Raw genomic sequence first — 26,109 nt, forward strand, 5'->3', positions numbered from 1 at the left:
TTAGGGCGCCGACGGTCCCGATTCCGACTGCGCAGCCAGCAACAGAGGCAGGGCTGCGGAGATACGGGTACGGACACGGTCGAGCAGGTTGTTGCGGGCCGCATCATACGCGCGCTTCAGCGCGTGCTCGAAAGCCAAGGCATCGGCCGATCCATGGCTTTTGAAGACCAGCCCGCGAAGGCCCAGCAGCGCCGCGCCGTTGTAGCGGCGATGATCCACGCGCCTCATCAAAGCAGTTAGCACCGGATAGGCAACGATGGCCGCCATTTTGGTGAAGATGTTGCGCTTGAACTCCTGCTTGAGGGCATTGGAGATCATGGACGCCACCCCCTCGGAAGACTTGAGAGCCACGTTGCCCACAAAGCCATCACAGACCACGACCTGGGTCGTGCCCTTGAAGATGTCGTTGCCTTCGACGTTGCCGTAGAAATTCAGATGACCGGCCTTGCCGGCCGCGCGCAGCAGTTCGCCAGCGCGCTTGATGACCTCGCTGCCCTTGATCTGCTCCTCGCCAATGTTGAGCAGACCCACCGAGGGCGCCTCTTCGTTGTTCAGGGCAGACACCAGGGCCGAGCCCATGACGGCGAACTGCAGCAGATGCTCGGCCGAGCAGTCCACATTGGCACCCAGGTCCAGCACCGTGGTGGCCTCGCCCTTGGCATTGGGCAACTGGGGCGCGATGGCAGGGCGATCAATGCCATCGAGTGTCTTGAGCAGGTAGCGCGAGATGGCCATCAGCGCACCCGTGTTTCCAGCCGACACAGCAGCGGCAGCCGCGCCATCCTTGACTTGCTGGATGGCGATGCGCATGGAGGAATCCTTCTTCCTGCGCAGCGCCATCTCGATCGGATCATCCATGCCGACCACTTCCGAGGCCGGCACCACACTGGCGCGCTCATGCGCAAAGCCAGCCAGCGCATCGGGCTGGCCGACCAGCAGCAGCCGGGCATCGGGGTGGGAATCGAGGAACTGGCGGCACGCCGCAAGCGTGACGCGGGGGCCGTGATCACCCCCCATGCAGTCAACGGCCAAAGTGATCATGTGCGACTGGCAAGCCTGTTGCAAGGCCTGGAAAGATAGGAGCAACCATCAGAAAAAACAAAAGCCCGCGCTACGAAAACTGTAGCCGCGGGCCCTGCGGGAACGGTCGAAGATCAGGCTTCGGACTTGTTCTTCAGCACTTGACGGCCGCGGTACACGCCGTTGGGGCTGATGTGGTGACGCAGATGGGTTTCACCGGTGGTGGGTTCCACGGCAATGCCAGGCACATTCAGTGCGTTGTGCGAACGGTGCATACCGCGCTTGGAGGGGGACTTCTTGTTCTGCTGAACAGCCATGATGGCTCCTGTGTATCTGAAAAGGGTTGGTAAAAAACGCGATCAGCCCATTAAAGACACGAGGGGGTTTCGCGCGAAGCCCTTGATTATAGCGCAATCGCTTTTCCCGGCCTCGGCCTTTTTTCCGGACATCGCAATCAGTCGGCTGACTTGCCCACATCCAGCCCGCGCAGCACGGCAAATGGATTGGGCTTGTCCTCGATGGCCTGCTCGAAGTCTGCGTCGCTGGACTGCATGCTCACCGGCTCGGGGCAGCTGTCGTGGCGTGGCACCACGGGCAACTCCATGAGCAGCTCATCCTCTATGAGTTCAAGCAGGTTGAATTCGCGGCTGAGCACCAGCAGGTCCTCGTCGCTCTCGTCATCCTCGGACTCGGCCGTGGTCTCGTCCGCAACAAAGCGGAAAGACCTATCGACCTGGAGGGAGATGGGTGCCACAGTGAGGCAGCGTTGGCACACCATCGGAACGACAGCATCGGCCTGCAGATGCAGCCAGACCTGACCCGAGCCGCCGGTTTGCTCGACCAGTTCGCCGTCAGCCTGCCAGTGCACCTCGCCGTGCCCATCAGCGGCATCCGGCTGCGCATCCTCGGCCAGACGAGGAAAGGCCGAAAGCGCCGACTGACCCTGGAGATGGCCCGCCGATTGCGCAAAAGCGCGAACATCGAGGCGGGCCGCAGAAAATTCCTTGCTCATGCGGGCAGTGTAAGAGAATCCGGGCATGCAAGCTTCCCACCTCGCCTTAGCCCAGGCTCCCGGCCTGGCACGCCCCCTGATCCTTGGCTCCACCTCACGCTACCGCCGCGAACTTCTGGAGCGGCTGCAACTACCATTCCAGACCGTGTCCCCGGAAGTCGATGAGACACCACTGACCGGCGAAACACCGCATGCACTTTCGTTGCGACTGGCCCTGGCCAAGGCACAGGCCGTGGCGGCGCTGCACCCGGGCGCCGTCGTCATCGGCTCCGATCAGGTACCCGAGCTGGATGGCATGCCGCTGTCCAAGCCCGGCACCCACGAGCGCGCCACCGAACAACTGCGCCAGATGAGCGGGCGCCAGATGAATTTCCACACCGCGGTGAGCGTGGTCTGCCGGGAAAGCGGCTTTGCCGAGACCGATGCGGTCACCGTCCAGGTCCGGTTTCGTGATCTCAACGACGCGGAGATCGAACGCTACCTGCGCGCCGAGCAGCCCTATGACTGCGCAGGCAGCGCCAAGAGCGAAGGACTGGGCATCGCGCTGCTGGATGCCATCGTCAGCGACGACCCCACGGCGCTGATCGGCCTGCCGCTGATCCGCACATGCCAGCTGCTGCGCGCCGCAGGAGCCGTGCTGCCATGAACGATGCTGCAACCCAACCCACCAGAGGAACGCTCTATCTGGTGCCCGCGCCGCTGGACTTCGGCTGCGACGAGCAAACGCCGCTGACGCAGGTCCTGCCCGATGGAACACTGCGCACCGCTGCACGCCTGACCCACTGGATCTGCGAAAACGCCAAAAGCACGCGCGCCTACCTGAAGCGCATTGACGCACTGCACGCCCTGGCCCAACCCTTGCAAGCCCAGCAGATCACAGAACTGCCGCGCGAGGCCCACAAGAAGGGCGACCACGGCGACAAGGGCGCAGCGGTCTTCGATGCCAAGCCACTGCTCGCCCCCTTGCTGCTGGGCCACGACATGGGACTGGTCAGCGAGGCCGGAATGCCCGCCGTGGCCGACCCCGGCAGCTCCATCGTGCGCGCCGCGCATGATCTGGGCATACGGGTCGTGCCCCTGATCGGTCCGGTGTCGTTGCTGCTGGCCCTGGCCGCCAGCGGACTCAACGGACAGAACTATGCCTTTGTGGGGTACCTGCCGCAGGACGCTGGCGGGCGGGTTCAGCGCATCAAGGAGCTTGAAGCCCTGGCATTGCGCCAAGGCCAGACCCAGCAGTTCATAGAGACGCCCTACCGCAACGCCGCGCTGTGGCAGGCCCTGCTGCAGACGCTGCAACCCCATACGCGCCTGGCGCTGGCCTGCGGCCTGACACTGGAGAGCGCCCGCATCGAAAGCCGTCTGGTGCGCGAATGGCGCCAGCACAAGGAAGTGCCGGACAACCGCACACCGGTGGTATTTTCCATCGGTCGCTGAGACTGTCTTCCTCGATGAGCAAAAAAAGCCCGCCTTCCACAAGAAGGCGGGCTTTTTGCATCTTGGCAGACGCCAGGGAAATCAGCGCAGAGACGGAAGGCTGGAGCGCAGCGCCTGAACGGCACCTCCACCGAAGGCCGCGCCAAAACGCTTGGCCAGGCGCTCGGCCACGTTGTCGCGGCGCGTGTAATCCACCACCTCTTCCGCCTTGACCACTTCACGGGCCACATAGTCAAGACTGCCCAGCTTGTCGGCCAGGCCCATCTCCACGGCCTGCTGACCCGTCCAGAACAGGCCGCTGAACGTCTCGGGCGTCTCGTGCAGGCGATCGCCACGGCCGGCCTTGACCACATTGATGAACTGCGAGTGGATCTGGCCCAGCATCTGATGGGCATGGGCGCGCTGTGCTTCGGACATGGGACTGAACGGGTCCAGGAAGCCCTTGTTCTCGCCAGCCGTCAGCAGGCGGCGCTCCACGCCCAGCTTTTCCATGGCGCCCGTGAAGCCGAAGCCATCCATGAGCACGCCGATGCTGCCCACGATGCTGGCCTTGTCGACAAAGATCTCGTCGGCCGCCGCAGCAATGTAATAAGCAGCCGAAGCGCAGGTTTCCTCCACCACGGCATACAGGGGCTTGTCGTACTTGCCCTTGAGCCGCACGATTTCGTCATTGATGATGCCGGCCTGCACCGGGCTGCCGCCTGGCGAGTTGATCAGCAGCACGACGGCACGCGAGCCCGAGTCCTCGAAGGCGCTGCGCATGGCGGCCACCACGAATTCCGCGCTGGCGTCGGCGCCTGCAGCGATCTCGCCCTTGACCTCGACCACTGCGGTATGCGGAGAGGAGCTGGTCGTGGTCGCCGTGTCCTTGGCAAACAGCACCCACAGGACCACCAGGATGAGTGCCGTCCACAGCAGGCGGCCGAAGAGGCGCCAGCGGCGCGAGGCGCGCTGCTCGTTGATGGTGGCGAAGACCAGCTTTTCCAGCACGTCCCGCTCCCAGCCGCTCGATGCCGCCGTTCGCGCATCGGCAGCCGCCGCGGCGGGCGTGGCCCGGGCCCACAGGTCCGCACCCGGGGAAGGGTGCGATGCGGAGCCAGGATTTTCCGGGGGTATGGGGGAAGTCATGTCAGAACTCGACGGGTTTCAGGTTATCGGCAGTATGCCAGTGCACCACCCCCGCGCTTTCGCTCAGGGAGATTTTCACCAGGCCGCCACGGCAGGGGCCGCCAGCGCAGGCGCCGCTGTCCGGCGCATAGACCGCACCATGGGTTGCGCACAGCAACCAACGCCCGGAATCATCGAAAAAGCGGTCTGGCTGGTAGTCCATCTCCATGGCCACGTGCGTGCAGCGGTTCAGATAGGCATGCGCCTGTCCCTCGAAGCGGATGGCGAATGCGCGGCAGGCATGCCCCGCGTAGACCACGTCGAAAGGCACGGCATTCGCACCTTCCTGCAAGGCCTCGCTGGCACACAAAACGATGCGATCAACGGTCACCAGCGCACCTCACAAGCATGGATTCCCGCGCTGACGCGGGCATGACGACTCAACCATGGGCCAGCAGCCACTGATGCAAATCCGCAACACTCTGCGCCACATGCAACGGCTGCAGCACGCCAAAGCCGTCGGTGGGATGCGCGCCATAGCCCACGCCCACGCTGGCACAGCCAGCATTGCGGGCCAGTTCCAGGTCGTGCGTGGTGTCGCCGATCATCAGCACGCGGCCAGGCTCCACGCCGAATTCGGCCATCAGCTCCTGCAGCATCAGCGGGTTGGGCTTGCCGGCGGTTTCGTCCGCCGTGCGCGAGCTGTCGAACATGCCGCGCAGTTGCGGGTCCTGCAGCGCATCGTTCAGACCGCGCCGGCTCTTGCCCGTGGCCACGGCCAGCAGGTGGCCGCGCTCGCGCAGCGCCGCCAGCATGGGCAGCACGCCGGCGAACAGGCTGATGTCGTCCTGATGCTTGATGAAATGGTGGCGATAGCGGTTGCCCAACTCCGGGTATTTCTCGGGCGACACATCGGGCGCCGCACGCGCCAATGCCGGCATCAGCGCCATGCCGATCACATAGGAGGCCGCCTCATTGCTGGGGGGCGTGCCTCCCACATCGGCCACGGCCGCCTGAATGCACTTGACGATCACCGCGGTGGAATCCGACAGCGTCCCATCCCAGTCGAAGGCGATGAGGTCGAAGCGGCGCGCACGGTATATCTCGGAAGAACCAGGAGTTGTCATGTCTGCAAGGAGTCAAATCCGGCGTCAGCCGGCGAAACGGGCCAGCTCCTCGGGAAGCTCGGCGCGCAATTCCACCCGCTCACCACTGGACGGGTGTGTGAACTGTAGCCGCCATGCGTGCAGGAACATGCGTTTGAGCCCCTGTTTCTGCAACCGGCGGTTCAGGTCGAAGTCCCCGTACTTGTCATCCCCCGCAATCGGGTGCCCCTGGCTGGACAGGTGCACGCGGATCTGGTGCGTGCGCCCGGTCTTGATGGTCACCTCCAGCAGGCTCATGGCCGGCAGACCCAGCAGGGGCTGGGGCGCCAGCGTGCTGCGAACGCGCACCAGCGTGACGGAGCGCATACCGTCAGGATCATCGGCTGTGGTCACCCGCACGCGGCGCTCGCCGTCGGCCTGCAGGTATTTGTGCAGCGGCAGATCAATCACCTTGCGGTTGGCAGGCCAGGTGCCCTGGACCAGCGCCAGATAGGTCTTGCCGGTTTCGCGCTCGCGGAACTGGTCCTGCAGATGCGTCAGCGCCGAGCGCTTCTTGGCCACCAGCAAGATGCCGGATGTCTCGCGGTCGAGCCGATGCACCAGCTCCAGAAAGCGGCTTTGCGGCCGCGCCTGGCGCAATTGCTCGATGACGCCAAAACTCACGCCCGAGCCCCCGTGCACGGCCACACCGGCAGGCTTGTCGATGGCAATCAGATGCTCGTCTTCCAGCAGACTGGGGAAATCCCTGGCGGGCGCAGGCCGCTCGGCCTTTTCGGCGACTTTTTCGGAAATTCGCACGGGCGGCACGCGAACGACATCGCCGGTCGAGACGCGGGTTTCCGCACTGACGCGCCCCTTGTTGATGCGCACTTCTCCACTGCGGATGATGCGATAGACATGGGTTTTGGGAACGCCCTTGAGATGGCGTATGAGAAAGTTGTCCAACCGCTGTCCTGCCGAATCGTCATCGACTTCGATCAGCCGCACTGCGGCAGTGGCTGCGTTCAGGGAACGGTCGTCTGCCGGTTTGCCCTCTATAATGTGTTTCACCTGTGCCGAACTATTTATAAGTGGTTGATTCTCATGGAGTTTAGTCCAAACAACCATTTCCCCGCACAGGCAGGTCGATGCCATCCGGTGTCATGCACGCGAAACAGCAGGAAAAGATGGCCTGCGAAGTTCGTCGTTGCATCGGTTGTGGCTGACGAATTGAAACACTGATACGGAATCTCAAGCTGGCAGAAGGGGTCGGACCCGGCGTCCGCCGCTGCCAGCGGATCAAAAGCGAGCATGTGGATCTTTTGGGCATGGATGGTCACGCTGTGGAGCAGGAAAACGCCTGCGCCCAGGATCATTGCCGCCCCCAAGCCTCCCGCCTGCCCTGCACGTGCAGCAGCTTCGCTTGAAGCTGGACGGCGTGCCTCTCTCATCGCTCTCGTCCCCCTGCCCTTGCCCCCATTGCTGACTTGAGCCAGGTCTCAAGAAGCAAGGCATTCGGCGATTCCTTTCGTTTCAATGCGTCAGTCCGGCATCTCGGCTCCCTCGCGAGCCTGTCTTTGATTACAAGTCAAAGGCGTGACGGTCTGGCAGCAGAGGCTGCACCCCGGCGCGCCCCAGAGAAAACGAATAAAGGAAACGCATCATGAAACGGATGCTCATCAACGCCACGCAGTCGGAAGAGCGGCGCCTTGCCATCGTCGATGGACAAAAGCTCCTCGACTACGAGATCGAGATCGAAGGACGCGAGCAGCGCAAGGGCAACATCTACAAGGCCGTGGTCACGCGCGTGGAGCCCAGCCTTGAGGCCTGCTTCGTCGACTACGGCGAAGACCGCCACGGCTTCCTGCCCTTCAAGGAAATCTCCAAGCAGTATTTCGCCGAAGGCGTCTCGCCCAGCCAGGCCCGCATCAACGAAGTCATCCGTGAAGGCCAGGAACTGATCGTCCAGGTCGAGAAGGAAGAGCGCGGCAACAAGGGCGCGGCCCTGACCACCTTCATCTCGCTGGCCGGCCGCTATGTGGTGCTGATGCCCAACAACCCGCGCGGCGGTGGCGTCTCGCGCCGCATCGAGGGCGAGGACCGCGCCGAACTCAAGGAGGCGATGGACCAACTCGAGTACCCCAAGGGCATGTCCATCATTGCGCGCACCGCCGGCATCGGCCGCACCGCGCCCGAGCTGCAGTGGGACCTGAACTACCTGCTCAAGCTGTGGAACGCCATCGACGGCGCAGCCAAGTCGGCCAAGGGCGCCTTCCTGATCTACCAGGAATCGAGCCTGGTAATCCGCGCCATCCGCGACTACTTCAACGGCGACATCGGCGACATCCTCATCGACACCGACGACATCTACGAGCAGGCGCAGCAGTTCATGCAGCACGTCATGCCCGAGCATGCCGCCCGCGTCAAACGCTACCGTGACGATGCCCCCCTGTTCAGCCGTTTCCAGATCGAGCACCAGATCGAATCGGCCTACGCGCGCACCGTGACCCTGCCCTCGGGCGGCGCCATCGTCATCGATCACACCGAGGCCCTGGTCTCCATCGACGTGAACTCGGCCCGCGCCATCAAGGGCGGCGACATCGAGGAAACCGCCACCCGCACCAATCTGGAAGCCGCCGACGAAGTCGCGCGCCAGATGCGCCTGCGCGACCTGGGCGGCCTGATCGTCATCGACTTCATCGACATGGAGGAGAGCAAGAACCGCCGCGAAGTCGAGAATCGCCTGCGCGACGCGCTGCGCCAGGACCGTGCGCGCGTGCAGTTCGGCACCATCAGCAAGTTCGGTCTCATGGAAATGAGCCGCCAGCGCCTCAAGCCCGCCCTGTCCGAAGGCGCGCACATCAACTGCCCGCGCTGCGGCGGCTCCGGTCATATCCGCGATACGGAAAGCTCTGCGCTGCAGATCCTGCGCATCATCCAGGAAGAGTCCATGAAGGACAACACGGCCGCCGTGCACTGCCAGGTGCCCGTGGAAGTGGCCAGCTTCCTGCTCAACGAAAAGCGCGGCGAGATCACCAAGATCGAACTCAAGCAGCGCGTCAACGTGATCATGGTCCCCAACAAGTCCATGGACACGCCGCACTACAAGCTCGAGCGCCTCAAGCACGACGATGCGCGCCTGGAAAGCATGGAAGCCAGCTACAAGCTGGCCGAAGAGCTGGACACCGAAACCACGGTGACACGCCGCTCGCAGGAGCCCACCAACAAGCAGACACCCATGATCAAGGGTGTGCTGCCGGACATGCCGGCTCCCATTGCCGAGCCTCGCCCCGAAGGCAGCCGCAACCGCCCGGCCAACGGCCAGCAGCGCGACGCCAAGCCTGCAGCCACGGCGGCAGCGCCCGCACCGGCCGCCGCCCCCGTCGTGGTCCGCGAACAAGGCTTCTTTGCCTGGCTCAAGAGCCTGTTCGGCTTTGGCGCGGCACCTGCGCCGGTCGCAGCGCCCGTGCCGGCTGCCGAAGCCCCCGCACGCGAAGGTCGCCGTGACGGCCGCAACGACAGCCGTGGCCGCCGCAACGAACGCAATGGCGAGCGTGGTGGTGAGCGCACCGAGCGCAGCGGTGAGCGCGCAGGCGCCCCCAACGCCGAGCGCCAGGCTGGCGGAGGCGATCGCAACCGCCGCAATGCCGAGCGTGGCGAGCGCATGGAACGCGGTGAACGTGGTGAGCGCCCGGATCGTGGCGAGCGCGGTGAACGCACCGACCGCGGCGAACGCCGCGGCCGTGGCGAGCGCAGCCGCGACGGCGAAAACCGCCAGCCGCTGGAGGCCGTGAACGCCTCCGCAGCCCTGGCGGCAGATGGCAGCGCCCTCGAGCAGCGTCCCGAGCGCGCGCCGCGTGGCGACCGCCAGGAACGCAGCGAAGGCCGCCGCGAGCGCGGTGAACGAGGCGAGCGTGGAGATCGCGCCGAACGCGGTGAACGCAGCGAGCGCCAGCCCCGTCAGTTCGAAGTCGCGCCCGAGTCCGAAGAAAAGCTGGACAACCAGGCCCAGCAGCAGGACCAGTCCCTGGACAACGCTGCTCCCGCCTCCGGCGAAGAGCAGCCGCGCCAGCGTCGTTCGCGCGACCGCTACGGCCGTGACCGCCGCGAGCGTGGCGATCGCGGTGACCGTGCAGAGCGCGCACCGCGTGAAGCCGAAGGCGAAGCCGTGCAGTCCTTCGAGGCCTCCGTGCCCGAGCAGGACCAGCAGCCAGCCCGTCGCAGCTACTTCAACGCTGCCAACTCTGCTGCCGAAGTCCAGGCCCCCGAAGCCGTGGCCGAAGCCCCAGTGGCCGCACAGCCTGCGGCAGTTGTGGAAGTGCAGCAACCCGTCGCGGTGCCCGAGCAGCAGAGCGCGGCCTTCGCGCCGGTCGCACCGGCCCCTGTGGCGGCCCCTGCCGTGACGGCAGACGTGCCAGCACCTGCTGCACCTGCCGCTTCTGCTGCTTCTGCCGCAGCCGAGCCCGCTGCAGCCAAGGCCGCTGAGGCAACCGCAGAACGCGGCCTGCCCAAGGTCCAGGCCTACCAGTTGCCCGTGTCCGAGCTGCAGGCGCTGGCCGCCGCCTCGGGCCTGCAATGGGTGGGCTCCGATGCCGACAAGGTGGCCGCTGCGCAGGCAGCCATCGCGGCCGAACCGCAGCCCGAGCGCGTCGTGCGCGAGCGCCCGCCCATTGTCGTGCTGGATGACGGTCCTCTGATCCTCGTGGAAACACGCAAGGACCTGAGCGACCTGCAGCTGCCATTCGAGCAGCAACCGCAGGGCGTGGCCCATGTCTGACCACAGACAGTGACGACACAGGGGCCCTCGCGGCCCCTGTTTGTTTCTGCCGCCCCCCCCGTCCATCTGTCTTTCCTCCCTCTCTATCCTGGAGCTTGCGTCCCGCCATGCTGTTGCTGCTCTCCCCCGCCAAATCGCTGGACTACGACACACCGCTGCCGCCGAAGCTGCCACACACGCTTCCCGTCTTCTCCGAACAGCCGCTGGAGCTGATCGAAGTGCTGCGCCGCCAATCGCCGCAGCAACTGTCGGAACTCATGGGCATCAGCGACAAGCTGGCTGCGCTCAACGTGGCGCGCTACGAGGCCTTCAGCCCTCGCTTCACGGCCACCAATGCCCGCCAGGCGCTGCTGGCCTTCAACGGTGATGTCTATGAAGGCCTGCAGGCGCGCAGCCTGGACGCCGAAGACCTGGACTGGGCGCAGCAGCACATCGCCATCCTCAGCGGCCTGTACGGCGTGCTGCGTCCGCTGGACCGCATGCAGCCCTACCGCCTGGAAATGGGCACCCGGCTGGAGACCGCGCATGGCAGCAACCTCTACCAGTTCTGGGGCAGCCGCATTGCCGAGTACCTGAACCAGCGCGCGGCCCGGCAGCCGGCGGGCGAGCGCGTCGTCGTCAACCTGGCTTCGCAGGAATACTTCAAATCGGTAGACTTGAAGCACCTCAAGCCCCCGGTGGTGGAATGCGCGTTCGAGGATTACAAGAACGGCGCCTACAAGATCATCAGCTTCCATGCCAAACGCGCGCGCGGGCTGATGGCACGATTTGCCATACAGCAACGCGCTCGCAGCGCGGCTGAACTCGAAGCCTTCGATCTGGAAGGCTACGCACTGGCGCCAGCTTCCTCGACGCCTGCGCGCCTGGTGTTCCGCCGCAAGACCGCTGACTGAGCCTCGCCGGCCACCGGCCGGCCCCGGCCTCGATGCCTTTGGAGTCCATTCACTGCGGCAAGGGCCGCACTGCACGCCATGAGCCTCAAATCCTCACCAGATTCCCCGAGCACCGCGCAGGACCTGCCGGCGGGTCTCACGCCTGAACTCATGCAATGGGTACGCGACCAGCGCGCATCTGGCATAGGGCCTGCGGCCCTGCTGCGCTCCATGCGCGACGTGGGCTGGAGCGAAGAACTGGCCCGGCGGGCGTTGGACCTGCCCCACCAAGGCGAAGCGGCGCCACCGGCCGTCGTCGTCTCAGCCTCCTCGCTGCCGGAGCCGGACCTCTCCCAGGCCCCCACCAGCATCGATGTCGGCGACCGCAAGGTCCAGGTACTGGTCAGCATGCGCAACCCGCGCATCGTGGTCTTCGGCAACCTGCTCTCGCATGAGGAGTGCGACGCCATCATCGCCGCCGCGCGTCCGCGCATGGCGCGCTCGCTCACCGTGGCCACGCAAAGCGGCGGTGAAGAGATCAATGACGACCGCACCAGCAACGGCATGTTCTTCCAGCGCGGGGAAACCGGCATCGTCCGCCAGCTGGAAGAACGCATCGCCCGCCTGCTGCGCTGGCCGCTGGACCACGGCGAAGGCCTGCAGGTGCTGCACTACGGCCCGGGCGCCGAGTACAAGCCCCACCACGACTACTTCGCGCCCGGCGAACCCGGCACGCCCACCATCCTCAAGCGCGGCGGCCAGCGCGTGGGCACGCTGGTCATCTACCTGAACGAGCCCGAGCGAGGCGGCGCAACCATCTTCCCAGAAGTGCCGCTGCAAGTGGTGCCGCGCCGGGGCAACGCCGTCTTCTTCAGCTACGAACGCCCCGATCCCTCCACGCGCACCCTGCACGGCGGCGCGCCCGTGCTGGCCGGCGAAAAATGGATCGCCACCAAATGGCTGCGCGAACGCGAATTCCACTGAGCACCATCGAACCCGGGCGCACCAACCCTTATTGACCTTATATGGCCGCCCATGCCTGCGGGCATGGAAATTCAGTTAGCTTCAAAGCCTGGGTCCACGCGCTCCGCGCGGACCGTCCAGGCCTGACCAGCGCCGGCACGGCCGGCCCTTTTTCCATGAACACTCCCGAACAATCCCAGCTGGGCAAAAGCTCTGCCTACATCGACCAGTACGCCCCCTCGCTGCTGTTCCCCCTGCCCCGCGCGCCCAAGCGCGAGGAAATCGGCATTCAGGGAAGCCAGATGCCCTTCTTCGGCGCCGACCTGTGGACGGCGTTCGAACTGTCCTGGCTCAACCTGCGCGGCAAGCCGCAGGTGGCGCTCGTGCATTTCACGATTCCCTGCGAGACCCCCAATCTCATCGAAAGCAAGTCGTTCAAGCTCTACCTCAACAGCTTCAACAACACCCGCCTGGCCGACGCGGCCGAAGTCCAGGCACGCCTTCGCACCGACCTGGCCGAAGCACTATGGCGAGGCAGCGAGCAAAAGGGCAGCATCGGCGTGAAGATCATCGGCCTGGACCGCTTCGACCAGGAAATGGTGCAGGAACTGGACGGCCTGCTGCTGGACCGCCTGGACGTGGAATGCACGCAGTACCAGCCCGCCCCAGAGCTGCTGCACGCCAACCACGAGGAAGCGCCCGTCACCGAGACCCTCGTCAGCCACCTGCTCAAGAGCAACTGCCTGGTCACGGGCCAGCCCGACTGGGGCAGCGTGCAGATCCGCTACAGCGGCGCGCAGATCGACCAGGAAGGCCTGCTGCAATACCTGGTGAGCTTCCGCAACCACAACGAATTCCATGAGCAATGCGTGGAACGCATCTTCATGGACATCTGGACCCGCTGCCGCCCCATCAAGCTCTCGGTGTACGCACGCTACACGCGCCGTGGCGGCCTGGACATCAACCCATTCCGCACCAGCCATCCTGGCGCGCTGCCGGCCAACGTGCGCTCTGCACGGCAGTAAAAGAGGCGGCCGGCCATCCTCAGGCCGGCCGTCATTTCAAGCTTTTCACCGGCATGCCGACGCCGCAGCGGCATGCCCGCACTCCTGCCCATCGAGCCCCGCGCCCAGGCTCCTGTCGGCGGCCCGCACCTGAATTCTGAAAAATAGGAATCGTCCTGCATCGATTCAGATTGACTTTTCAGATCACCCAATTTGAGCCTATTTCGCCTCGATTTATCTGCCACGGATGGATCGTCGAAAACACGGAATTCACTAAATAGCTTGCTATTGAAATGACAGCAAAAATCTCCGTCGATGCATTCAGAAACATCGTCAGGAGTTGTCTTAGAGACAAGCGAGAAAAAAGTTCATAGGCTTGGCGGCACAAGAAATGACTTCAGGCAGCAATGAATCGCCGCCGGAAAGTCAGGCATAGGCAGGCGCCTTTTTCCTGCCAATGCCCCACGCAGAACTGTCCTGGCGCGCAGCGCCAAAGCGGCAGTCCACCGCCAACCTTGAGGGAGAGACCATCCATGCATCGCTTTCATTCAGCGCCTTGACGCAGTGCGCTGACGCCAAGGCCCTGTGCCTGGGCACGGCTGATTCCCTGCACATGCGCAATTCGGAAGAACCGCCAGCCACCGCCCTGGTGCCCGCTTATTCCTGAATTGCGTTTTCCCTTTTTCCCGTTTCCGTGATGCACGGCTGCAGCCCTGCGTCCGCCTGCTTACGTCCCTACAGATTCTTCCACCAGCACAGGAGCTTTTGCATGACCACCTTCAATACCTCACTTCAATCTCGCAAGCAACGCGGCCAGGGCATGACCGAGTACATCATCATCGTGGCCCTGATTGGCGTGGCCGCCATTGCCGTCTACCAGTACTTTGGCGAAACCATCCGCGCCCAGACTTCCGGCATTGCCAATGAAGTGGCCGGCAAGTCAGCCAAGAAGGCCATCCAGGCGGCAGAAGCTGCCGCCGGCAAGGCTGATGGAGAGCGCAAGGAAAAGGGCCTCGACGCCTACGAGAACAAGTAAGCGGGCCTGCCCATGTGCACCATCACCACCCTGCGCGGCGGTCGGATACGGAGGCGGGACGGGCAACGCGGGCAGGCACTGATCTACGGCATCTTTGTCCTGATCGGTGCACTGGCCTCGCTGTTCTTTCTGTTCAACACCGGCCAGCTCTCCCAGGAAAAAACCAAGCTCGTCAGCACGGCCGATGCCGTGGCCTACAGCGCCGGCGTGATGCACGCGCGGGCGATGAATTTCAAGGCCTACGGCAATCGCGCCCTGATCGCCAACGAGGTGCTGGTGGCGCAGATGGTGAGCCTGTCCTCGTGGGCGCAATACGCACAGACCCACGCGGAGAACCTGCCCACGCAGTTCCCCGAATGTGCTGACTACACCGGTTGGGGCGCATTGATCGGTGCTGCATTCCACTACAACGAGATGTACGCGATCATGTGCTACGCCACCGTGCAGTACGCGGGCCAGTACATCCAGCAGATGGCCAAGATGGTGCCGTCGCTGGCATTCGATACGGTCACAGCCGTGGAGGCCAACAAACAGGCAATACAGAAGGCGCACAACCTGCTGCACGCCCGCTCCTACCTGCAGAGCATTCGCCGCAGCGTTATGCAGGACGTGGCCCAAGCCAACTACGCGGGCGACGGCAGCGTGAAGGTGCTGCCCCTGGGCCCTGGCATCGCCGTGGCGCTGACTGACGACCTGGATGGATTTACCCAAAGCTATACCGGCAAGGACCGGGGCCGCATGGCAGAGCTGGCCGTGTATGCGGCCCACAGCGACAGATTCACCAAGGAACGCGTCTGGACGGCCGAGGCAGAAGTGCCCGGCCCAGACGAGATCTGCATTGCGAGAGAGCGCAAAAGCGAGGTGCGCCGACGCGGCGGCACCGAACTGGTCAACTACGACGAGTGGATCGCCGAAGACACCGAGTCCTTCTGGCGCGCCCAGCGAAGGGGTGGACTCATCCCACGCTGCCGGCTCAGGGAGGAGCCCATTGCCTGGGGCGAACAGCAGGCCCATCCCGAGGATCAGGATGATTCAGGCGCCTGGTTGGGAGGTGCGCGCACCAACGCAAAGGCGTCCAGCCAGGCCTCATCCAACAAGTGGCGCCAATACACCGGCCTGCCCAGCTACTACGACCTGAGCCAGCCGCAACTGGACAAGAACGACCCCACGCTGCGGTTCAGCGTGCGCCTGTCGCGGGCGCACAGCCAATTGCGCACCTCCGATAGCGCCAGCCAGATAACCAGCACTTCAGACAGCCGCATCAACGCCTATCAGAGCCAGGTCGCCCAAGGCGAAATGGTGGCCGTTGCCACGTCCGAAGTGTTCTTCGAACGCCCTCTGGCACAGCGTCAGAACCGCTATGGCGCAAGCCAGGGTCTCCCCCTGGAGCTGCCCAGCCTGTTCAACCCGTATTGGCAGGTGCGCCTGATCCACTCCCAACCCGATGTACTTGGCCAGCAGATGCGCCAGCGAGGGCTGATCCCATGAACCTCCTGAACCGCGCCCGCTACCCAAGGCGGCAGGCAGGCCAGGCCCTGGTCGAATTCCTGGCCATGGCAGCGCCCCTGCTGGGCCCGTTCCTGCTGATGCCCATGATCGGCAAGTACCAGGACATTGCCCATGCCACCCAGATGGCCAGCCGCTATGCGGCCTTCGATGCCACGGTGCACAACGACGCGGCAGGCAGCTCCAAGCCGCCTGCCCAACTGGCAGCCGAAGTGCGCAGGCGCTACTTCAGCCGCCCCGATGCCCCCATCAAGACGGGCGACACGGCAGGTGATTTCGACGCGCACCGCAATCCGCTGTGGACGGACCCTGCAGGCAATCCGCTGATCCCGCGTTTTTCAACCATCTCGGTCAGCTTTGGCGAAAGCCAGTCCACAGCGCACAGCAATGCCTTCAAGGCCAGCAGGGACGGCGTGCCATTTCGCATAGTCCCCCTGGCCAGCCACACACAGCTTGACCTGCGCGCCCAGGGCATATACCGCGCCAACATCTCCGTGCCCCTGGCCAACCTGCCCGCAGGCATCCAAAGCTACACCCCCTTCGACCAACTGAACCTGCGCGTCACACGCCACACCAGCGTGCTTATCGAGCCCTGGGCCTCGCGCTCCGTGGAGCAGACCATGGATCGGTTCGGCCGGCTGGCGCCGCTCAACAGCCTGTTCTCCCCGGTGGAGACGCTGCTGGATGTGGCCATACCGGTCTTCGAGTTGATGGAAGTGCCGGCCCCCAAGTTCGGACGCCTGGACCGGTGGCAGGACATCGTTCCGGCAGACAGGCTGAGGGCCGAATGATGACAACGGCCCGCATGCTCCGCTCCATCTGCCTGGGCCTGCTGACGCCAGGGCTCACCCATGCCTTGGCCCAGGCCAACTGGCCCGAGATCCCGCTGCCCGAACACGCCAGGAGCTACCACATCGGCCAGCAGATGGACCTGGACGGCCTGCCCATGCGGCTGACCGGCTTCGCCACCCGCAGCACACCCCGGCAGACCGGCGACTGGTTTGTTCGCACCCTGGGCCAGCCCCTGATGGACGACCAGCGCGATGGCCAGCGCATTCTGGGCCGCGCCCAGGGCGAGCACTACCTCACCATCCGACTGGAACCCACCCCCGACGGCGGCACGCGCGGCCTTGTCGCTGTCACCCACCTGCGCGCAGCCTTGCGCAGTAAGGCCCGCAGCCAGGAGGAAAGAGCCCGATGGCGGCGCCTGCTGCCAGCGGGAACCGAGATCGCCAGCCTGCTGAACACCCAGGACGGTGGCCAGCTGTCCACCCATCTCGTTGCCACGAACAGGCACGGCGAAGCGCTCAATGCGCAACGCCTCACTGCGGCGCTGCAGGAGCAGGGCTATGCGCTGGAACGCCGCTTCGACGCCGCCACAGACACCAAGGCCCACGCGTTCGGCTCTGAGACCGGCGCCATCACGGTGCTGATGCGCGGCCCGGGCAAAGAGGCGACGGCCGTCATTTCCCGCAATGCGCTGGGCCTCACCAGCATCGTTCTCGTCACCAGCGTGGCGGTGGAGACCACGCCATGAAGCTTGCCCATCGCCTGCGCGGCCAGTCCTCGGTGGAGTACGCCGTGGTCTGCGCGGCCCTGGCCTTCGCGCTGGGCGTCGGCATGGTGGACAGCAACAGCGTGCTGCACCAGTTGCTGCACGCCCTGCAGGCTGCCTACCAGAAGTTCAGCTTCGCCCTCTCCCTGCCCATTTGACCCGTCAGCCATGAACTCCGCACTCGCCCGAATCACCGCCCTGCGTCCCAACAAAACCTGGGTCGCTCTTGCCATGGCCCTGGCCATCGGCCTGGGCGCAGCCGTCATTGCACGCAGTTACCTGCATCGCCAGATGGAGGCCATAGAAGCGCGCGGAAAAAGCAAAACCCGGCAGCTGATCGTTGCCAAGCGCAATCTCAGCAAAGGCGAGCCCATCTCCAAGGAGACCATTGCCGTGCGCGACGTTCCCCACGACTACGCGCACTCGCTGGCCATCGGCCCCGAGGATTTTTCCCGCATTGCAGGCCGCGCGCTGGAGCATGGCATGCAGCACGGCGACATCCTGCTGTGGAACCTGCTCGAAGGCGACAAGGTGCCGACCTTCTCGGCCCGCATCGAGGTAGGGCGGCGCGCCATCACCGTGCATGTGGACGAGATCAACTCCATCTCCGGCCTGCTGGAGCCGGGGGATGCCATCGACCTGATGCTCACCCTGGATCAGAAAGGCCGCAAGACCACCTTTCCACTGCTGCAGAACGTCCAGGTCATGGCCACCGGCCAGCGGTCCGTGGATGACCCCAGAAGCGGTGAGCGGCGCCAGTACTCCACGGTCACGCTGGACACCTCCAAGGCGCAGGCCCGCAGCGTGATCATCGCGCGCGAGGCGGGAAAGATCACCGCCTTGCTGCGCAATCCCAAGGACTCGGAGGTTGTCGAAGAAGACAGCGCGGCCATGGCCGCCCTGCTGGGCCTGGCAGGCGACGTGCAGTCCCTGATTCAGACAGCGGGCGCAGCGCAATCGCCGGGCCGAACCGTTCCCGTGCTCTATGGCGGGCGCCGCCTGGACTTCAAGCCCGAAGACCTGCTGCTGCGCCAGGACAAGGCCAACGATGCCGGCGAAGGCCCGCCTGAGGCAGCCGCAGCCCCCACGCCTGTTCAACCGGCTCCGCAAGCCGCACTGCAACCAGGCCAGGCTCCTCTTTTCCCTGCGTCCTTCCCGATCCAGCCAAGCGCGTTGCCTCGCTGAAGGCATCTCACCCGCTCCTGCCTTTTTCATCGCTCCATGCGCCTGATCCCAATGTCCATCCGTTCAGCCCACACTGCATCCCTGTCCGCCCGCTCCAGTCCAACGCCCTTTCTGCATGCCTTGCGCTGCGGCTTCGTGCTGACCCTGGGCTGGAGCCTGGCCGGCCCGGCAACAGCCCAGATACCAGAGGATGCAACAAGCTCTGCGCAGTCCCTAGGCATGCCGGGTGGATTCGCGCCCATGCTGCAGGGCGTGCCCAGCCGCGAGGCAGCGGCGGGCCAGCCGTACCGCCCCATACAGAAACCGGACGACCAGGCTCAGGTGCCGGAAATAGAAATGTTCGTGGGCGAATCGCGCGTCTTCCCCAGCCCCGGCGTGGCGCGCATTGCCGTGGGCAATGGCCGGGTGCTGACGGCCGCCGCGCTGGACGAGCGCGAGGTCATCATCTTCGCCAATGAGATCGGCACCTCCTCGCTGTTCGTGTGGAACGCCGATGGCCGCTACCAGCGCGTCAAGATCCATGTGGTGCGCGGCGACACAAGCCGCCATGCGCGCGAGATCGCAGCCTTTCTCAGCACCATCCCCAACGCGCGGGCCTCCATCATCGGTGACAAGGTCGTGGTCGAAGGGGACCATCTCAGCGATGTCGATCTCAAGAAGATCGAAGACCTGCGCAAGCACTACCCGCAGATCATCAACTTCACCAACCAGATCGGCTGGGAGCAGATGGTGCTCATGGACGTGAAGGTGGTCGAATTCCCGGTCAATGAGCTGCGCGAATTCGGCTTGCGCTGGACCTCCCAGGGCGGGGCCAGCGTGGGAGGCATCTGGGCGCCGGCGCGGCGCGGCCATCAGCCCGGTCTGGTCATCGGCGTCCAGAACCCACCGATCACCCCGGAAAGCGGTGACAAAGGCCCGCTGCCCCGAGGCCTGAACGTCCTCACCGCCGTCAACATGGGCCTGACAGCCAGGCTGGACCTGCTGGCCCGCGACGGAAAGGCCAGCATTCTTGCCCAGCCCCAGCTGTCGGCGCGCAATGGCTCCAAGGCCGAGTTCCTGGCCGGTGGCGAATATCCGTACTCCGTGGCCACGATCTACGGCCCCGTGGTCATGTTCAAGCCCTACGGCGTCAAGCTGCGCATCACGCCGCGCGTGGACCGCAACGGCGTCATCAGGGCCGAGATCGACAGCGAGGTCAGCAACATCGACCCATCGTTCTCCACGCCCTCGGGGCCCGGGTTGAGCACTCGGCGCACCTTCACCGAATTCAACGTCCAGGACGGCGAGACCATGGTGCTGGCCGGCTTGCTGTCGCGCAAGGGTGGCGACAACGTCGACAAGGTTCCCTTCCTGGGAGACCTGCCCGTGCTGGGTGCCCTGTTCCGGTCCCAGCGATTCCAGAACGAAGAGACCGAATTGGTGGTCTTCGTCACGCCCACGGTGATCAACAGCCGATCGCCGGGCCTGCTGCAGCGCGTGGAAGACGCCGGTGCGCGCCTGGGCCAGCGCTACGGTCCCCAGCCCTACCTGACCGAACCCGGCCCTGCGCCCGAGCATCCTCCCCGGCTGGCGCCCCTGCCTGTGGCCAGCGCAAGCGCCAGCATCGCGGCGCCTGTGCAGGAACTCCCCGCGCCAGTGCGGCCCCTGCCCGCACCGGCCACCGCGACCCTGCCCGAACACTGGCCCGCCCTGCCGCACACCGGCAACCCGCTGGCCTCCGCGGCAGCAGCGGACCAGCCGCTGGTCAACCACTGGCGCGTGGTGCATGACGGGCTGGCCTTGCATGCCGAACCTCGGGCGCAAAGCGACACCCTGCTGCAACTGGGCCAAGGCAGTTTCGTGCGTGCCGCACCCGGTTCATCTGCCGCCCACAACCCGCACTCCGGCTGGCGCGCGGTGGCGGTCGCAGCCCTGACGGGCTGGGTGCGCGATGAAAGCCTGCAGCCCGTCGCGCACGTTCCCGGCATGAAGCCCGCACCCGACGGACCCCATGCGCGCCAGGCGCGGCAAGGCCGGGCTCTCACGCCCCATGAATCCGGCACCACCACGGGCCACTCCGCACCAGGCTTCTACCGCGTGGGCCTTGATGGGCTTGCCCTTCGCGTGTCCCCCGACATCAACGCCCCCGTCCTCCAGAACCTGCCCGTGGGCAGCCTTGTGCAAGTGCTGCCCCAGGCCCCGCAGGCCCAGTTCTCGGCCGTGCGCATCAATGACCGGCTGGGCTGGGCCGAGACCCAGTGGCTTTCTCCCCTGACCTCCGCAACCGGCAGCCCCCCATGATCGACCTTGAAATCATCCACCCCGACGGCCGGCACCAGCCGTTGAGCGTGCCCGATATGTGCTCCATCGGCAAAGGCTCCCAGTGCGAAGTCCGCCTGGACAACTGGCGCCTTGCCAAGGAGCATGCACGCCTTTTCACCAGCCCCTCGGGCGTGCTGATCGACGACGCAGGCAGCTTCGGCGGCGTGCTGGTCAACGGTCAGCGCATCACCGCCCAATACGGCCCGCTGCAAAACGGCGACCTCATCGGCATTGGCCCGTTCCAGTTGCGCATCCTGAACAGCGGTGAAGAGCCGCAAGCCGCGCCTTTTCCTGTACCGGCCGCAGCGCATGCCGCCACCACAGCGCCCATGCAGAGCACACAGGACACGGCGCTGGCAGTGCCTGCCGACGCGCCCGAGCCTGCGGCAGCCGAGCCCGGGGAAGCCCACTTTCAGGCGCTGCAATTCGAATGGCGCAAGCGCCTGCACACCAAGCTCATCGACACCATGGACCTGCGCCGCCATGACGTCTCCAGCATGTCCGACGAACACCTGCGCGCCGAGGCGGACCGGCTCATCGCCAGAACGCTGCAGGACATGGACGACGAGATACCGGCCCAGCTTGACCGCAACGCGCTGCGCAGGCAGGTTCTGGACGAGGCCGTGGGGCTGGGGCCGCTGGAGGAATTGCTGGCCGACGAAACGGTCAGCGAAATCATGGTCAACCGCTTCGACGAAATCTATGTCGAGCGCGCGGGGCGCCTGCAAAAGCATGCCCTGAGCTTCACCAGCGATCGCGCCGTCATGGGCGTGATCGAGCGCATCGTGGCACCGCTGGGCCGGCGCATCGACGAATCCTCGCCCATGGTCGATGCACGGCTCAAGGACGGCTCGCGCGTCAACGCCATCATCGCGCCGCTGGCGCTCAAGGGCTCCACGCTGACCATCCGCAAGTTCGCCAGGCGCAAGCTCAATGCCGCCGACCTTGTGCAGTTCGGCGCGCTCAGCCCGGCCATGGCCGACTTCCTGCGCATCTGCGTGGAGGCCCGCAAGAACATCATCGTCTCGGGCGGCACGGGGTCTGGCAAGACCACGCTGCTCAACATCCTGTCCAACTTCATCCCGTCCGGCGAACGCGTGATCACCGTCGAGGACGCCGCCGAACTCAAGCTGGCCCACGAGCATTTGATCAGCCTGGAGTCGCGCCCCGCGAATGTCGAAGGCAAGGGCGGCGTGCCCATCCGAGAACTGGTGCGCAACACCCTGCGCATGCGCCCGGACCGCATCGTGGTCGGCGAATGCCGCGGCGCCGAGGCGCTGGACATGCTCCAGGCCATGAACACGGGCCATGAGGGATCTCTGACCACGCTGCACGCCAACACCCCGCGAGACGGGCTCGCCCGGCTGGAGACCATGGTGCTGATGGCCGGCATGGAACTGCCCTTGGCGGCCATACGCGAGCAGATCGCCAGCGCCGTGGACATCATCGTGCAGCAGACCCGCTTTGCCTGCGGCACACGCCTGGTCACCCACATCTGCGAAGTCAGCGGCATGGAAAGCGGAAAGATCCAGCTGCAGGAGCTGTTCCGCTTTGCCAACAAAGGCTACGCCGCCCAGGCCAACGGCCTGGCCAAGGTGCAGGGCCTGTTCACCGGCTGCGACGTCGTTCCCCACTTCTACGACGACCTGCGCGCCAGCGGCCATGCGCTGGACCTGGATATCTTCCGTCCGGGCTCCGAGAGCGCGGACCTGCATGCCGGAGAGCGGCCATGAGCGGGCTCTCGCCAGACACCGTCCTGGCCCTGATCACGGCCGTGGTCGCCCTCTGCGTCGGTCTGCTGACATGGCTGGCCTTGGACCTGGGAGGCTCCACGCTCAGGCGCTACCGGGCCGGCTTCACGGAGCGCGCCGGCTTTCAGGCCGCGGAATTCTTCCTCTTCATCGACCCGCGCAAACTCTTCCTGGCCAACCTGGCAGTCATGTCGCTGGGCGGCGTGCTGGTGTGGCTGGTCAGCGGCAGCCATCTGCTGGCTGTGCCCGCCTTCTTCGCGCTGGGGCTGCTGCCCCGGCTGCTGTACCGGCACATGCGCAAGCGCCGGCTGCGCAAGTTTGAAGAGCAGTTGCCCGATGCGCTGATGATGCTCAGCGGCGGCCTGCGCGCCGGCATTGGCCTGAGCAGCGCCATCGCCCAGCTTGTGGCCGAGTCCCGCCCGCCGCTGAGCCAGGAGTTCTCGCTGATGCTGCGCGAGCAGCGCCTGGGCGTATCCCTGGAACAGGCACTCAATCACCTGAGCCTGCGCGTGCCCACCCAAAGCACCGTGCTCATCACCTCGGCCATGCGCATCGCCAGCGAAACCGGAGGCGGCCTGGCCGAGACCATGGAACGCACGGCCTCCACGGTGCGCAGCCGGCTGCAAATGGAAGCCAAGATCGGCTCCCTCACCGCCCAGGGAAAACTGCAGGCCTGGGTCGTTGGCGCCCTGCCCCTCGTCCTCATGCTCATCCTCGACCGGATGGAGCCTGAAGCCATGTCCATGCTCTGGCACTCCCGCGTGGGCTGGGGGGCGCTGGCCGTGATCGCCTGCTTCGAGGCCATGGGCATCTATGTCATCCGAAAGATCGTCGCCATCGACGTCTGAAGGCCGCGCCATGGACTCCAACACCGTGATACTCGCCCTGATCGCTGTGGCAGCCGGACTCAGTGCTGCCCTGGTGGCCTGGCTCCTGGGCCACTCGATGAGCAGCGTTCCCGCCGAGGACCGCAGCTACAAGGATCCGCCGCCACTGGCACTGCGCATGGTCTGGTGGCCCATCCAGTGGACCAGCCACCACCTGTCGCCCCGGCTCGGAACGGGCAGAACCGCGCAAGCCGTGCAACTGCGGCTGCGACAGGCGGGACTGGACTACGCGCTCAGTCCTGCGCAGTTCATCGCCAGCCGCATCGTCGGCGCCGGGGTGGCCGCGCTGGCGGCCTGGTGGCTGGTCTCCAGCTTCGACGGCCTGCCCCGGGGCGCCGATGGCGGTGTACGCCACATCGCCCTGCCCATCTATCTGCAGGCCATGGCCGCAGGCGCACTGCTGGGCTGGGCCTACCCCGCCATCTGGCTCAGGGATCGCATCGCCGTGCGCCGGCGCGAACTGCTGCGCATGCTGCCCTTCTTCCTGGACATCATCACGCTGTGCGTGGAAGCCGGCCTGAACATGCAGGGCGCCATGACCCAGGCCGTGGCCAAAGGCCCCCAGGGACTGGTGCGCGACGAATTCCAGCGCGTGCTGCGCGATATACGCGCCGGCAAGGCGCGTGCCGAAGCACTGCGCGGCATGGCCGAGCGCCTGAACGAACCGAGCGTCGCCAACTTCACCTCCGCCGTGATCCAGGCAGAGAGCATGGGCATGAACCTCGGCCCCGTGCTGCGGGCACAGGCCGATCAGCGCCGCTCCGAACGCTTCATGCGCGCGGAAAAACTCGCGATGGAAGCGCCCGTGAAGATGCTGTTTCCGCTGATCGCCTTCATCTTTCCCTGCACCTTCATCGTCTTGCTGTTCCCCATAGCGATGAAGCTGCTGAACTCGGGACTGTGATGCAGATGCCGCCCTCCCCCTTCCTGGTGCGCCAGGCCTGCGGCTTCTGGCAGCGCCTTGCCGGCCTCATGGGCCAGGCCCAACCCGCCGCCCGCTGCGCATTGCTCATCGCGCGCTGCACCAGCGTGCACACCTGCTTCATGCGGCAGGCCATCGACATCGTCTACCTCGATCGGCAGGGCCGCATCACCGGCCTGCGTCCAGGCGTTGCGCCCTGGCGCCTCAGCCGGGGCGAACGCGGCAGCAGGCATGTGCTGGAGATGCGTGCAGGTGCCATCGCCTGCCAGGGCCTGGTGCCGGGCATGCAGTTGCAGCCCTGGCCCATCGAAGGTGCCGGGGCTGCGCTGAACGTCTGCGCCTTCACCCCTGACGGGTCCAACTCCTAATGCAACGCCGCGGAGGTGCCCACACAACGCATTGCCCAGAACACACCAAAGTGAATTGCCAGCCGGCCCTGCCGGCCTTCCTCCACTACGCATTGAAAAACCGACGGACATGCACCATCCATCCATCACCTCTCCCACAGACCACGGTGCCACGCACATGCGGCTGACACACCCTTCATCCTGGCTACTGGCCTGCGCCGCTGGCCTGGCCCTGACCGCCTGCGGTGGCAGCTCCGGCAACGAAGGCGGCGCGGGAGACCCAGGCCCCGGAGGCACCGCCAGTTCCGGCGTCTTCATCGCCCCCTCAGGCCCGCTGTGCACCAAACTCAGCAGCACGGGCAGCTGTCTGCAACCCACCTCATCGGCCATTGAGGAGTCTGACCTGATCAAACTCATCACCGATCCCGATGCACAAACGTCGTTGATCGATTTCAGCGGCATGGGTGTGATCCACAACACCACACTCACCTATAGCCAGCAGCCGGGCCAGGCCATCGAAAGCAGTTTCATCTACAGCTCCTACGGCATGGCAAGGCGCGACTTCCAGGTAGGGCGCAACACCTTCATCGTGCAGGGCAGGCAGTACCCGCAAGTCACGCACTACCCGGAGGCGGGCCAGAGCCACTACAAGAACATCAGCGGCGATGCAGGCGTCATCTTCCTCGTAGGACCACCGGACCAGCACGAGGAAGGCATCTGGGGCACCACCTTCTCGGAAGGCCAGAACCTCAGCATGGTCGGCCGCATGCCCAACATGCGCAGCGAAAACACCAACTGGATTTCCGCCATCAGACTGCTCACCGACCAGAGCCAGGCGCCGAGCGAGCCGACCGTGACCTATATCGGCAGTGTCAGCACGCTGGCCGGCACGGCACAACGGCTGGACCCGTACACCACCGACATACTGGACACCGGCGTCAACTACGAGGCGGAATTCAATACGGCCACGGGCAAGCTCACTGGCGTAAAGATCGACTACACAGACCCCAAAAGCCAGAGGCGCACAGTGATGGAAGTGCCAGAGCTGACGTTTGTGAACTCGCAGTTGATCCCTGACTCGCGCAGCCAACGCATCAACGTCGTGCTGGAAGGCCCTGCGAGCGACGTCCGCGCAGATGCTCCACGGCCCGACACACCCCTCACCCGGCAGGACTACACCCTCGATGGCCTCGAAGGCGAAATCACCGGCAAGCAGGCCGAGATCATCCACATCCTCGGCGCCGGCCCCCAGGGCACCATGCAATTGATGCTGATGCGCAAGGACAAGGCCGGACCGGACGTGCCCATCCACATCCCCCTGCCACACCCAAACAGGCCCTGAAGC

General features: G+C 65.3%; 25 protein-coding genes. 18 read left to right on the forward strand and 7 right to left on the reverse strand.

Annotation, left to right across the window (positions count from 1 at the left end; genetic code table 11):
• From plsX to ACF8NF_RS02375, 3 genes are all read right to left on the reverse strand, one after another.
• Positions 1 to 1,041, reverse strand: coding sequence for a phosphate acyltransferase PlsX (plsX, locus tag ACF8NF_RS02365; protein WP_016451174.1), 1,041 nt, complete (start codon positions 1,039 to 1,041; stop codon positions 1 to 3).
• 113 nt (positions 1,042 to 1,154) lie between these two features.
• Positions 1,155 to 1,337, reverse strand: a complete 183-nt coding sequence (gene rpmF / locus ACF8NF_RS02370) for a 50S ribosomal protein L32 (protein WP_012207072.1) — start codon at positions 1,335 to 1,337, stop codon at positions 1,155 to 1,157.
• A gap of 137 nt (positions 1,338 to 1,474) precedes the next feature.
• Entirely contained in the window at positions 1,475 to 2,032 is a 558-nt protein-coding gene (locus tag ACF8NF_RS02375) for a DUF177 domain-containing protein (protein WP_034363818.1), read from the reverse strand.
• A 25-nt stretch (positions 2,033 to 2,057) separates the two neighbouring features.
• On the opposite strand from ACF8NF_RS02375, the gene ACF8NF_RS02380 reads away from it, so the two are divergent.
• Complete coding sequence (locus tag ACF8NF_RS02380) at positions 2,058 to 2,678, forward strand: Maf family nucleotide pyrophosphatase (RefSeq protein WP_046985931.1); 621 nt, start codon at positions 2,058 to 2,060, stop codon at positions 2,676 to 2,678.
• Positions 2,675 to 3,466: an SAM-dependent methyltransferase gene (locus ACF8NF_RS02385; RefSeq protein WP_016447800.1), complete on the forward strand. Its 792-nt coding sequence runs from the start codon at positions 2,675 to 2,677 to the stop codon at positions 3,464 to 3,466. Before ACF8NF_RS02380 ends, ACF8NF_RS02385 begins: the two co-directional genes overlap by 4 nt.
• A gap of 81 nt (positions 3,467 to 3,547) precedes the next feature.
• Here ACF8NF_RS02385 and ACF8NF_RS02390 read toward each other — a convergent pair whose 3' ends face one another.
• The 4 genes from ACF8NF_RS02390 to ACF8NF_RS02405 are packed head-to-tail and all read right to left on the reverse strand — an operon-like array spanning position 3,548 to position 6,786.
• Positions 3,548 to 4,594 (reverse strand): S49 family peptidase, encoded by a 1,047-nt coding sequence (locus ACF8NF_RS02390; protein ID WP_016451171.1) that lies wholly within the window; start codon positions 4,592 to 4,594, stop codon positions 3,548 to 3,550.
• 1 nt (position 4,595) lies between these two features.
• On the reverse strand, positions 4,596 to 4,964 hold the full coding sequence (locus tag ACF8NF_RS02395) for a Rieske 2Fe-2S domain-containing protein (RefSeq protein ID WP_016451170.1): 369 nt from the start codon (positions 4,962 to 4,964) through the stop codon (positions 4,596 to 4,598).
• Positions 4,965 to 5,013: 49 nt separating this feature from the next.
• The gene (locus tag ACF8NF_RS02400) at positions 5,014 to 5,700 is read right to left on the reverse strand and encodes an HAD family hydrolase (protein ID WP_016451169.1); all 687 of its coding nucleotides are present in this window, start codon (positions 5,698 to 5,700) and stop codon (positions 5,014 to 5,016) included.
• Between the two features lie 24 nt (positions 5,701 to 5,724).
• Positions 5,725 to 6,786, reverse strand: coding sequence for an RluA family pseudouridine synthase (locus tag ACF8NF_RS02405; RefSeq protein ID WP_016447804.1), 1,062 nt, complete (start codon positions 6,784 to 6,786; stop codon positions 5,725 to 5,727).
• A gap of 535 nt (positions 6,787 to 7,321) precedes the next feature.
• Between ACF8NF_RS02405 and ACF8NF_RS02410 the strand changes: the two genes are divergently transcribed.
• The 16 genes from ACF8NF_RS02410 to ACF8NF_RS02485 all read left to right on the forward strand — a co-directional run bounded on the left by ACF8NF_RS02410 (position 7,322) and on the right by ACF8NF_RS02485 (position 26,106).
• Positions 7,322 to 10,435, forward strand: coding sequence for an Rne/Rng family ribonuclease (locus ACF8NF_RS02410; RefSeq protein ID WP_392450001.1), 3,114 nt, complete (start codon positions 7,322 to 7,324; stop codon positions 10,433 to 10,435).
• Positions 10,436 to 10,542: 107 nt separating this feature from the next.
• Complete coding sequence (gene yaaA / locus ACF8NF_RS02415) at positions 10,543 to 11,328, forward strand: peroxide stress protein YaaA (RefSeq protein ID WP_016447806.1); 786 nt, start codon at positions 10,543 to 10,545, stop codon at positions 11,326 to 11,328.
• A gap of 78 nt (positions 11,329 to 11,406) precedes the next feature.
• Positions 11,407 to 12,291, forward strand: coding sequence for a 2OG-Fe(II) oxygenase (locus tag ACF8NF_RS02420; protein ID WP_016451167.1), 885 nt, complete (start codon positions 11,407 to 11,409; stop codon positions 12,289 to 12,291).
• A 155-nt stretch (positions 12,292 to 12,446) separates the two neighbouring features.
• Positions 12,447 to 13,295, forward strand: coding sequence for an NADPH-dependent 7-cyano-7-deazaguanine reductase QueF (gene queF / locus ACF8NF_RS02425; protein WP_016447808.1), 849 nt, complete (start codon positions 12,447 to 12,449; stop codon positions 13,293 to 13,295).
• 748 nt (positions 13,296 to 14,043) lie between these two features.
• Positions 14,044 to 14,310, forward strand: coding sequence for a Flp family type IVb pilin (locus tag ACF8NF_RS02430; RefSeq protein ID WP_016447810.1), 267 nt, complete (start codon positions 14,044 to 14,046; stop codon positions 14,308 to 14,310).
• A gap of 12 nt (positions 14,311 to 14,322) precedes the next feature.
• A complete protein-coding gene (locus ACF8NF_RS02435; RefSeq protein ID WP_046987435.1) occupies positions 14,323 to 15,798 on the forward strand; it encodes a pilus assembly protein TadG-related protein in 1,476 nt (491 codons plus the stop codon).
• Positions 15,795 to 16,607, forward strand: coding sequence for a hypothetical protein (locus tag ACF8NF_RS02440; protein WP_392450002.1), 813 nt, complete (start codon positions 15,795 to 15,797; stop codon positions 16,605 to 16,607). The genes ACF8NF_RS02435 and ACF8NF_RS02440 overlap by 4 nt, the downstream gene beginning before the upstream one ends.
• Before the next feature lie 14 nt (positions 16,608 to 16,621).
• Positions 16,622 to 17,353, forward strand: coding sequence for a hypothetical protein (locus tag ACF8NF_RS02445; RefSeq protein WP_223275335.1), 732 nt, complete (start codon positions 16,622 to 16,624; stop codon positions 17,351 to 17,353).
• Positions 17,350 to 17,529 carry a hypothetical protein gene (locus ACF8NF_RS02450; protein ID WP_016451162.1) on the forward strand — a complete coding sequence of 60 codons (180 nt, stop codon included), beginning with the start codon at positions 17,350 to 17,352 and terminating at the stop codon, positions 17,527 to 17,529. The genes ACF8NF_RS02445 and ACF8NF_RS02450 overlap by 4 nt, the downstream gene beginning before the upstream one ends.
• 10 nt (positions 17,530 to 17,539) lie before the next feature.
• Positions 17,540 to 18,556: a Flp pilus assembly protein CpaB gene (gene cpaB, locus ACF8NF_RS02455; protein WP_126310831.1), complete on the forward strand. Its 1,017-nt coding sequence runs from the start codon at positions 17,540 to 17,542 to the stop codon at positions 18,554 to 18,556.
• Positions 18,557 to 18,592: 36 nt separating this feature from the next.
• A complete protein-coding gene (locus ACF8NF_RS02460; RefSeq protein WP_392450003.1) occupies positions 18,593 to 20,836 on the forward strand; it encodes a pilus assembly protein N-terminal domain-containing protein in 2,244 nt (747 codons plus the stop codon).
• Positions 20,833 to 22,590, forward strand: a complete 1,758-nt coding sequence (locus ACF8NF_RS02465) for an ATPase, T2SS/T4P/T4SS family (protein WP_392450004.1) — start codon at positions 20,833 to 20,835, stop codon at positions 22,588 to 22,590. Before ACF8NF_RS02460 ends, ACF8NF_RS02465 begins: the two co-directional genes overlap by 4 nt.
• The gene (locus ACF8NF_RS02470; RefSeq protein WP_016451158.1) at positions 22,587 to 23,456 is read left to right on the forward strand and encodes a type II secretion system F family protein; all 870 of its coding nucleotides are present in this window, start codon (positions 22,587 to 22,589) and stop codon (positions 23,454 to 23,456) included. Before ACF8NF_RS02465 ends, ACF8NF_RS02470 begins: the two co-directional genes overlap by 4 nt.
• 10 nt (positions 23,457 to 23,466) lie before the next feature.
• The gene (locus ACF8NF_RS02475) at positions 23,467 to 24,399 is read left to right on the forward strand and encodes a type II secretion system F family protein (RefSeq protein ID WP_017407675.1); all 933 of its coding nucleotides are present in this window, start codon (positions 23,467 to 23,469) and stop codon (positions 24,397 to 24,399) included.
• Between the two features lie 5 nt (positions 24,400 to 24,404).
• The gene (locus ACF8NF_RS02480; protein WP_227468440.1) at positions 24,405 to 24,785 is read left to right on the forward strand and encodes a DUF192 domain-containing protein; all 381 of its coding nucleotides are present in this window, start codon (positions 24,405 to 24,407) and stop codon (positions 24,783 to 24,785) included.
• A gap of 157 nt (positions 24,786 to 24,942) precedes the next feature.
• Positions 24,943 to 26,106, forward strand: coding sequence for a hypothetical protein (locus ACF8NF_RS02485; protein ID WP_392450005.1), 1,164 nt, complete (start codon positions 24,943 to 24,945; stop codon positions 26,104 to 26,106).
• Positions 26,107 to 26,109: the final 3 nt, after the last annotated feature.

It is taken from the genome of Delftia sp. WSY_22 (genome assembly GCF_043104185.1).
Lineage (GTDB): Bacteria > Pseudomonadota > Gammaproteobacteria > Burkholderiales > Burkholderiaceae_C > Comamonas > Comamonas tsuruhatensis.

Coding starts and splice junctions, on each gene's coding strand:
- ACF8NF_RS02435 (WP_046987435.1), top strand. CDS start 14,323: ATGTGCACCATCACCACCCTGCGCGGCGGTCGGATACGGAGGCGGGAC.
- queF (WP_016447808.1), top strand. CDS start 12,447: ATGAACACTCCCGAACAATCCCAGCTGGGCAAAAGCTCTGCCTACATC.
- ACF8NF_RS02400 (WP_016451169.1), bottom strand. CDS start 5,700: ATGACAACTCCTGGTTCTTCCGAGATATACCGTGCGCGCCGCTTCGAC.
- rpmF (WP_012207072.1), bottom strand. CDS start 1,337: ATGGCTGTTCAGCAGAACAAGAAGTCCCCCTCCAAGCGCGGTATGCAC.
- cpaB (WP_126310831.1), top strand. CDS start 17,540: ATGAACTCCGCACTCGCCCGAATCACCGCCCTGCGTCCCAACAAAACC.
- yaaA (WP_016447806.1), top strand. CDS start 10,543: ATGCTGTTGCTGCTCTCCCCCGCCAAATCGCTGGACTACGACACACCG.
- ACF8NF_RS02375 (WP_034363818.1), bottom strand. CDS start 2,032: ATGAGCAAGGAATTTTCTGCGGCCCGCCTCGATGTTCGCGCTTTTGCG.
- ACF8NF_RS02405 (WP_016447804.1), bottom strand. CDS start 6,786: ATGGTTGTTTGGACTAAACTCCATGAGAATCAACCACTTATAAATAGT.
- ACF8NF_RS02445 (WP_223275335.1), top strand. CDS start 16,622: ATGCTCCGCTCCATCTGCCTGGGCCTGCTGACGCCAGGGCTCACCCAT.
- ACF8NF_RS02475 (WP_017407675.1), top strand. CDS start 23,467: ATGGACTCCAACACCGTGATACTCGCCCTGATCGCTGTGGCAGCCGGA.
- ACF8NF_RS02410 (WP_392450001.1), top strand. CDS start 7,322: ATGAAACGGATGCTCATCAACGCCACGCAGTCGGAAGAGCGGCGCCTT.
- ACF8NF_RS02390 (WP_016451171.1), bottom strand. CDS start 4,594: ATGACTTCCCCCATACCCCCGGAAAATCCTGGCTCCGCATCGCACCCT.
- plsX (WP_016451174.1), bottom strand. CDS start 1,041: ATGATCACTTTGGCCGTTGACTGCATGGGGGGTGATCACGGCCCCCGC.
- ACF8NF_RS02380 (WP_046985931.1), top strand. CDS start 2,058: ATGCAAGCTTCCCACCTCGCCTTAGCCCAGGCTCCCGGCCTGGCACGC.
- ACF8NF_RS02480 (WP_227468440.1), top strand. CDS start 24,405: ATGCCGCCCTCCCCCTTCCTGGTGCGCCAGGCCTGCGGCTTCTGGCAG.
- ACF8NF_RS02440 (WP_392450002.1), top strand. CDS start 15,795: ATGAACCTCCTGAACCGCGCCCGCTACCCAAGGCGGCAGGCAGGCCAG.
- ACF8NF_RS02430 (WP_016447810.1), top strand. CDS start 14,044: ATGACCACCTTCAATACCTCACTTCAATCTCGCAAGCAACGCGGCCAG.
- ACF8NF_RS02470 (WP_016451158.1), top strand. CDS start 22,587: ATGAGCGGGCTCTCGCCAGACACCGTCCTGGCCCTGATCACGGCCGTG.
- ACF8NF_RS02485 (WP_392450005.1), top strand. CDS start 24,943: ATGCGGCTGACACACCCTTCATCCTGGCTACTGGCCTGCGCCGCTGGC.
- ACF8NF_RS02450 (WP_016451162.1), top strand. CDS start 17,350: ATGAAGCTTGCCCATCGCCTGCGCGGCCAGTCCTCGGTGGAGTACGCC.
- ACF8NF_RS02460 (WP_392450003.1), top strand. CDS start 18,593: ATGCGCCTGATCCCAATGTCCATCCGTTCAGCCCACACTGCATCCCTG.
- ACF8NF_RS02465 (WP_392450004.1), top strand. CDS start 20,833: ATGATCGACCTTGAAATCATCCACCCCGACGGCCGGCACCAGCCGTTG.
- ACF8NF_RS02420 (WP_016451167.1), top strand. CDS start 11,407: ATGAGCCTCAAATCCTCACCAGATTCCCCGAGCACCGCGCAGGACCTG.
- ACF8NF_RS02385 (WP_016447800.1), top strand. CDS start 2,675: ATGAACGATGCTGCAACCCAACCCACCAGAGGAACGCTCTATCTGGTG.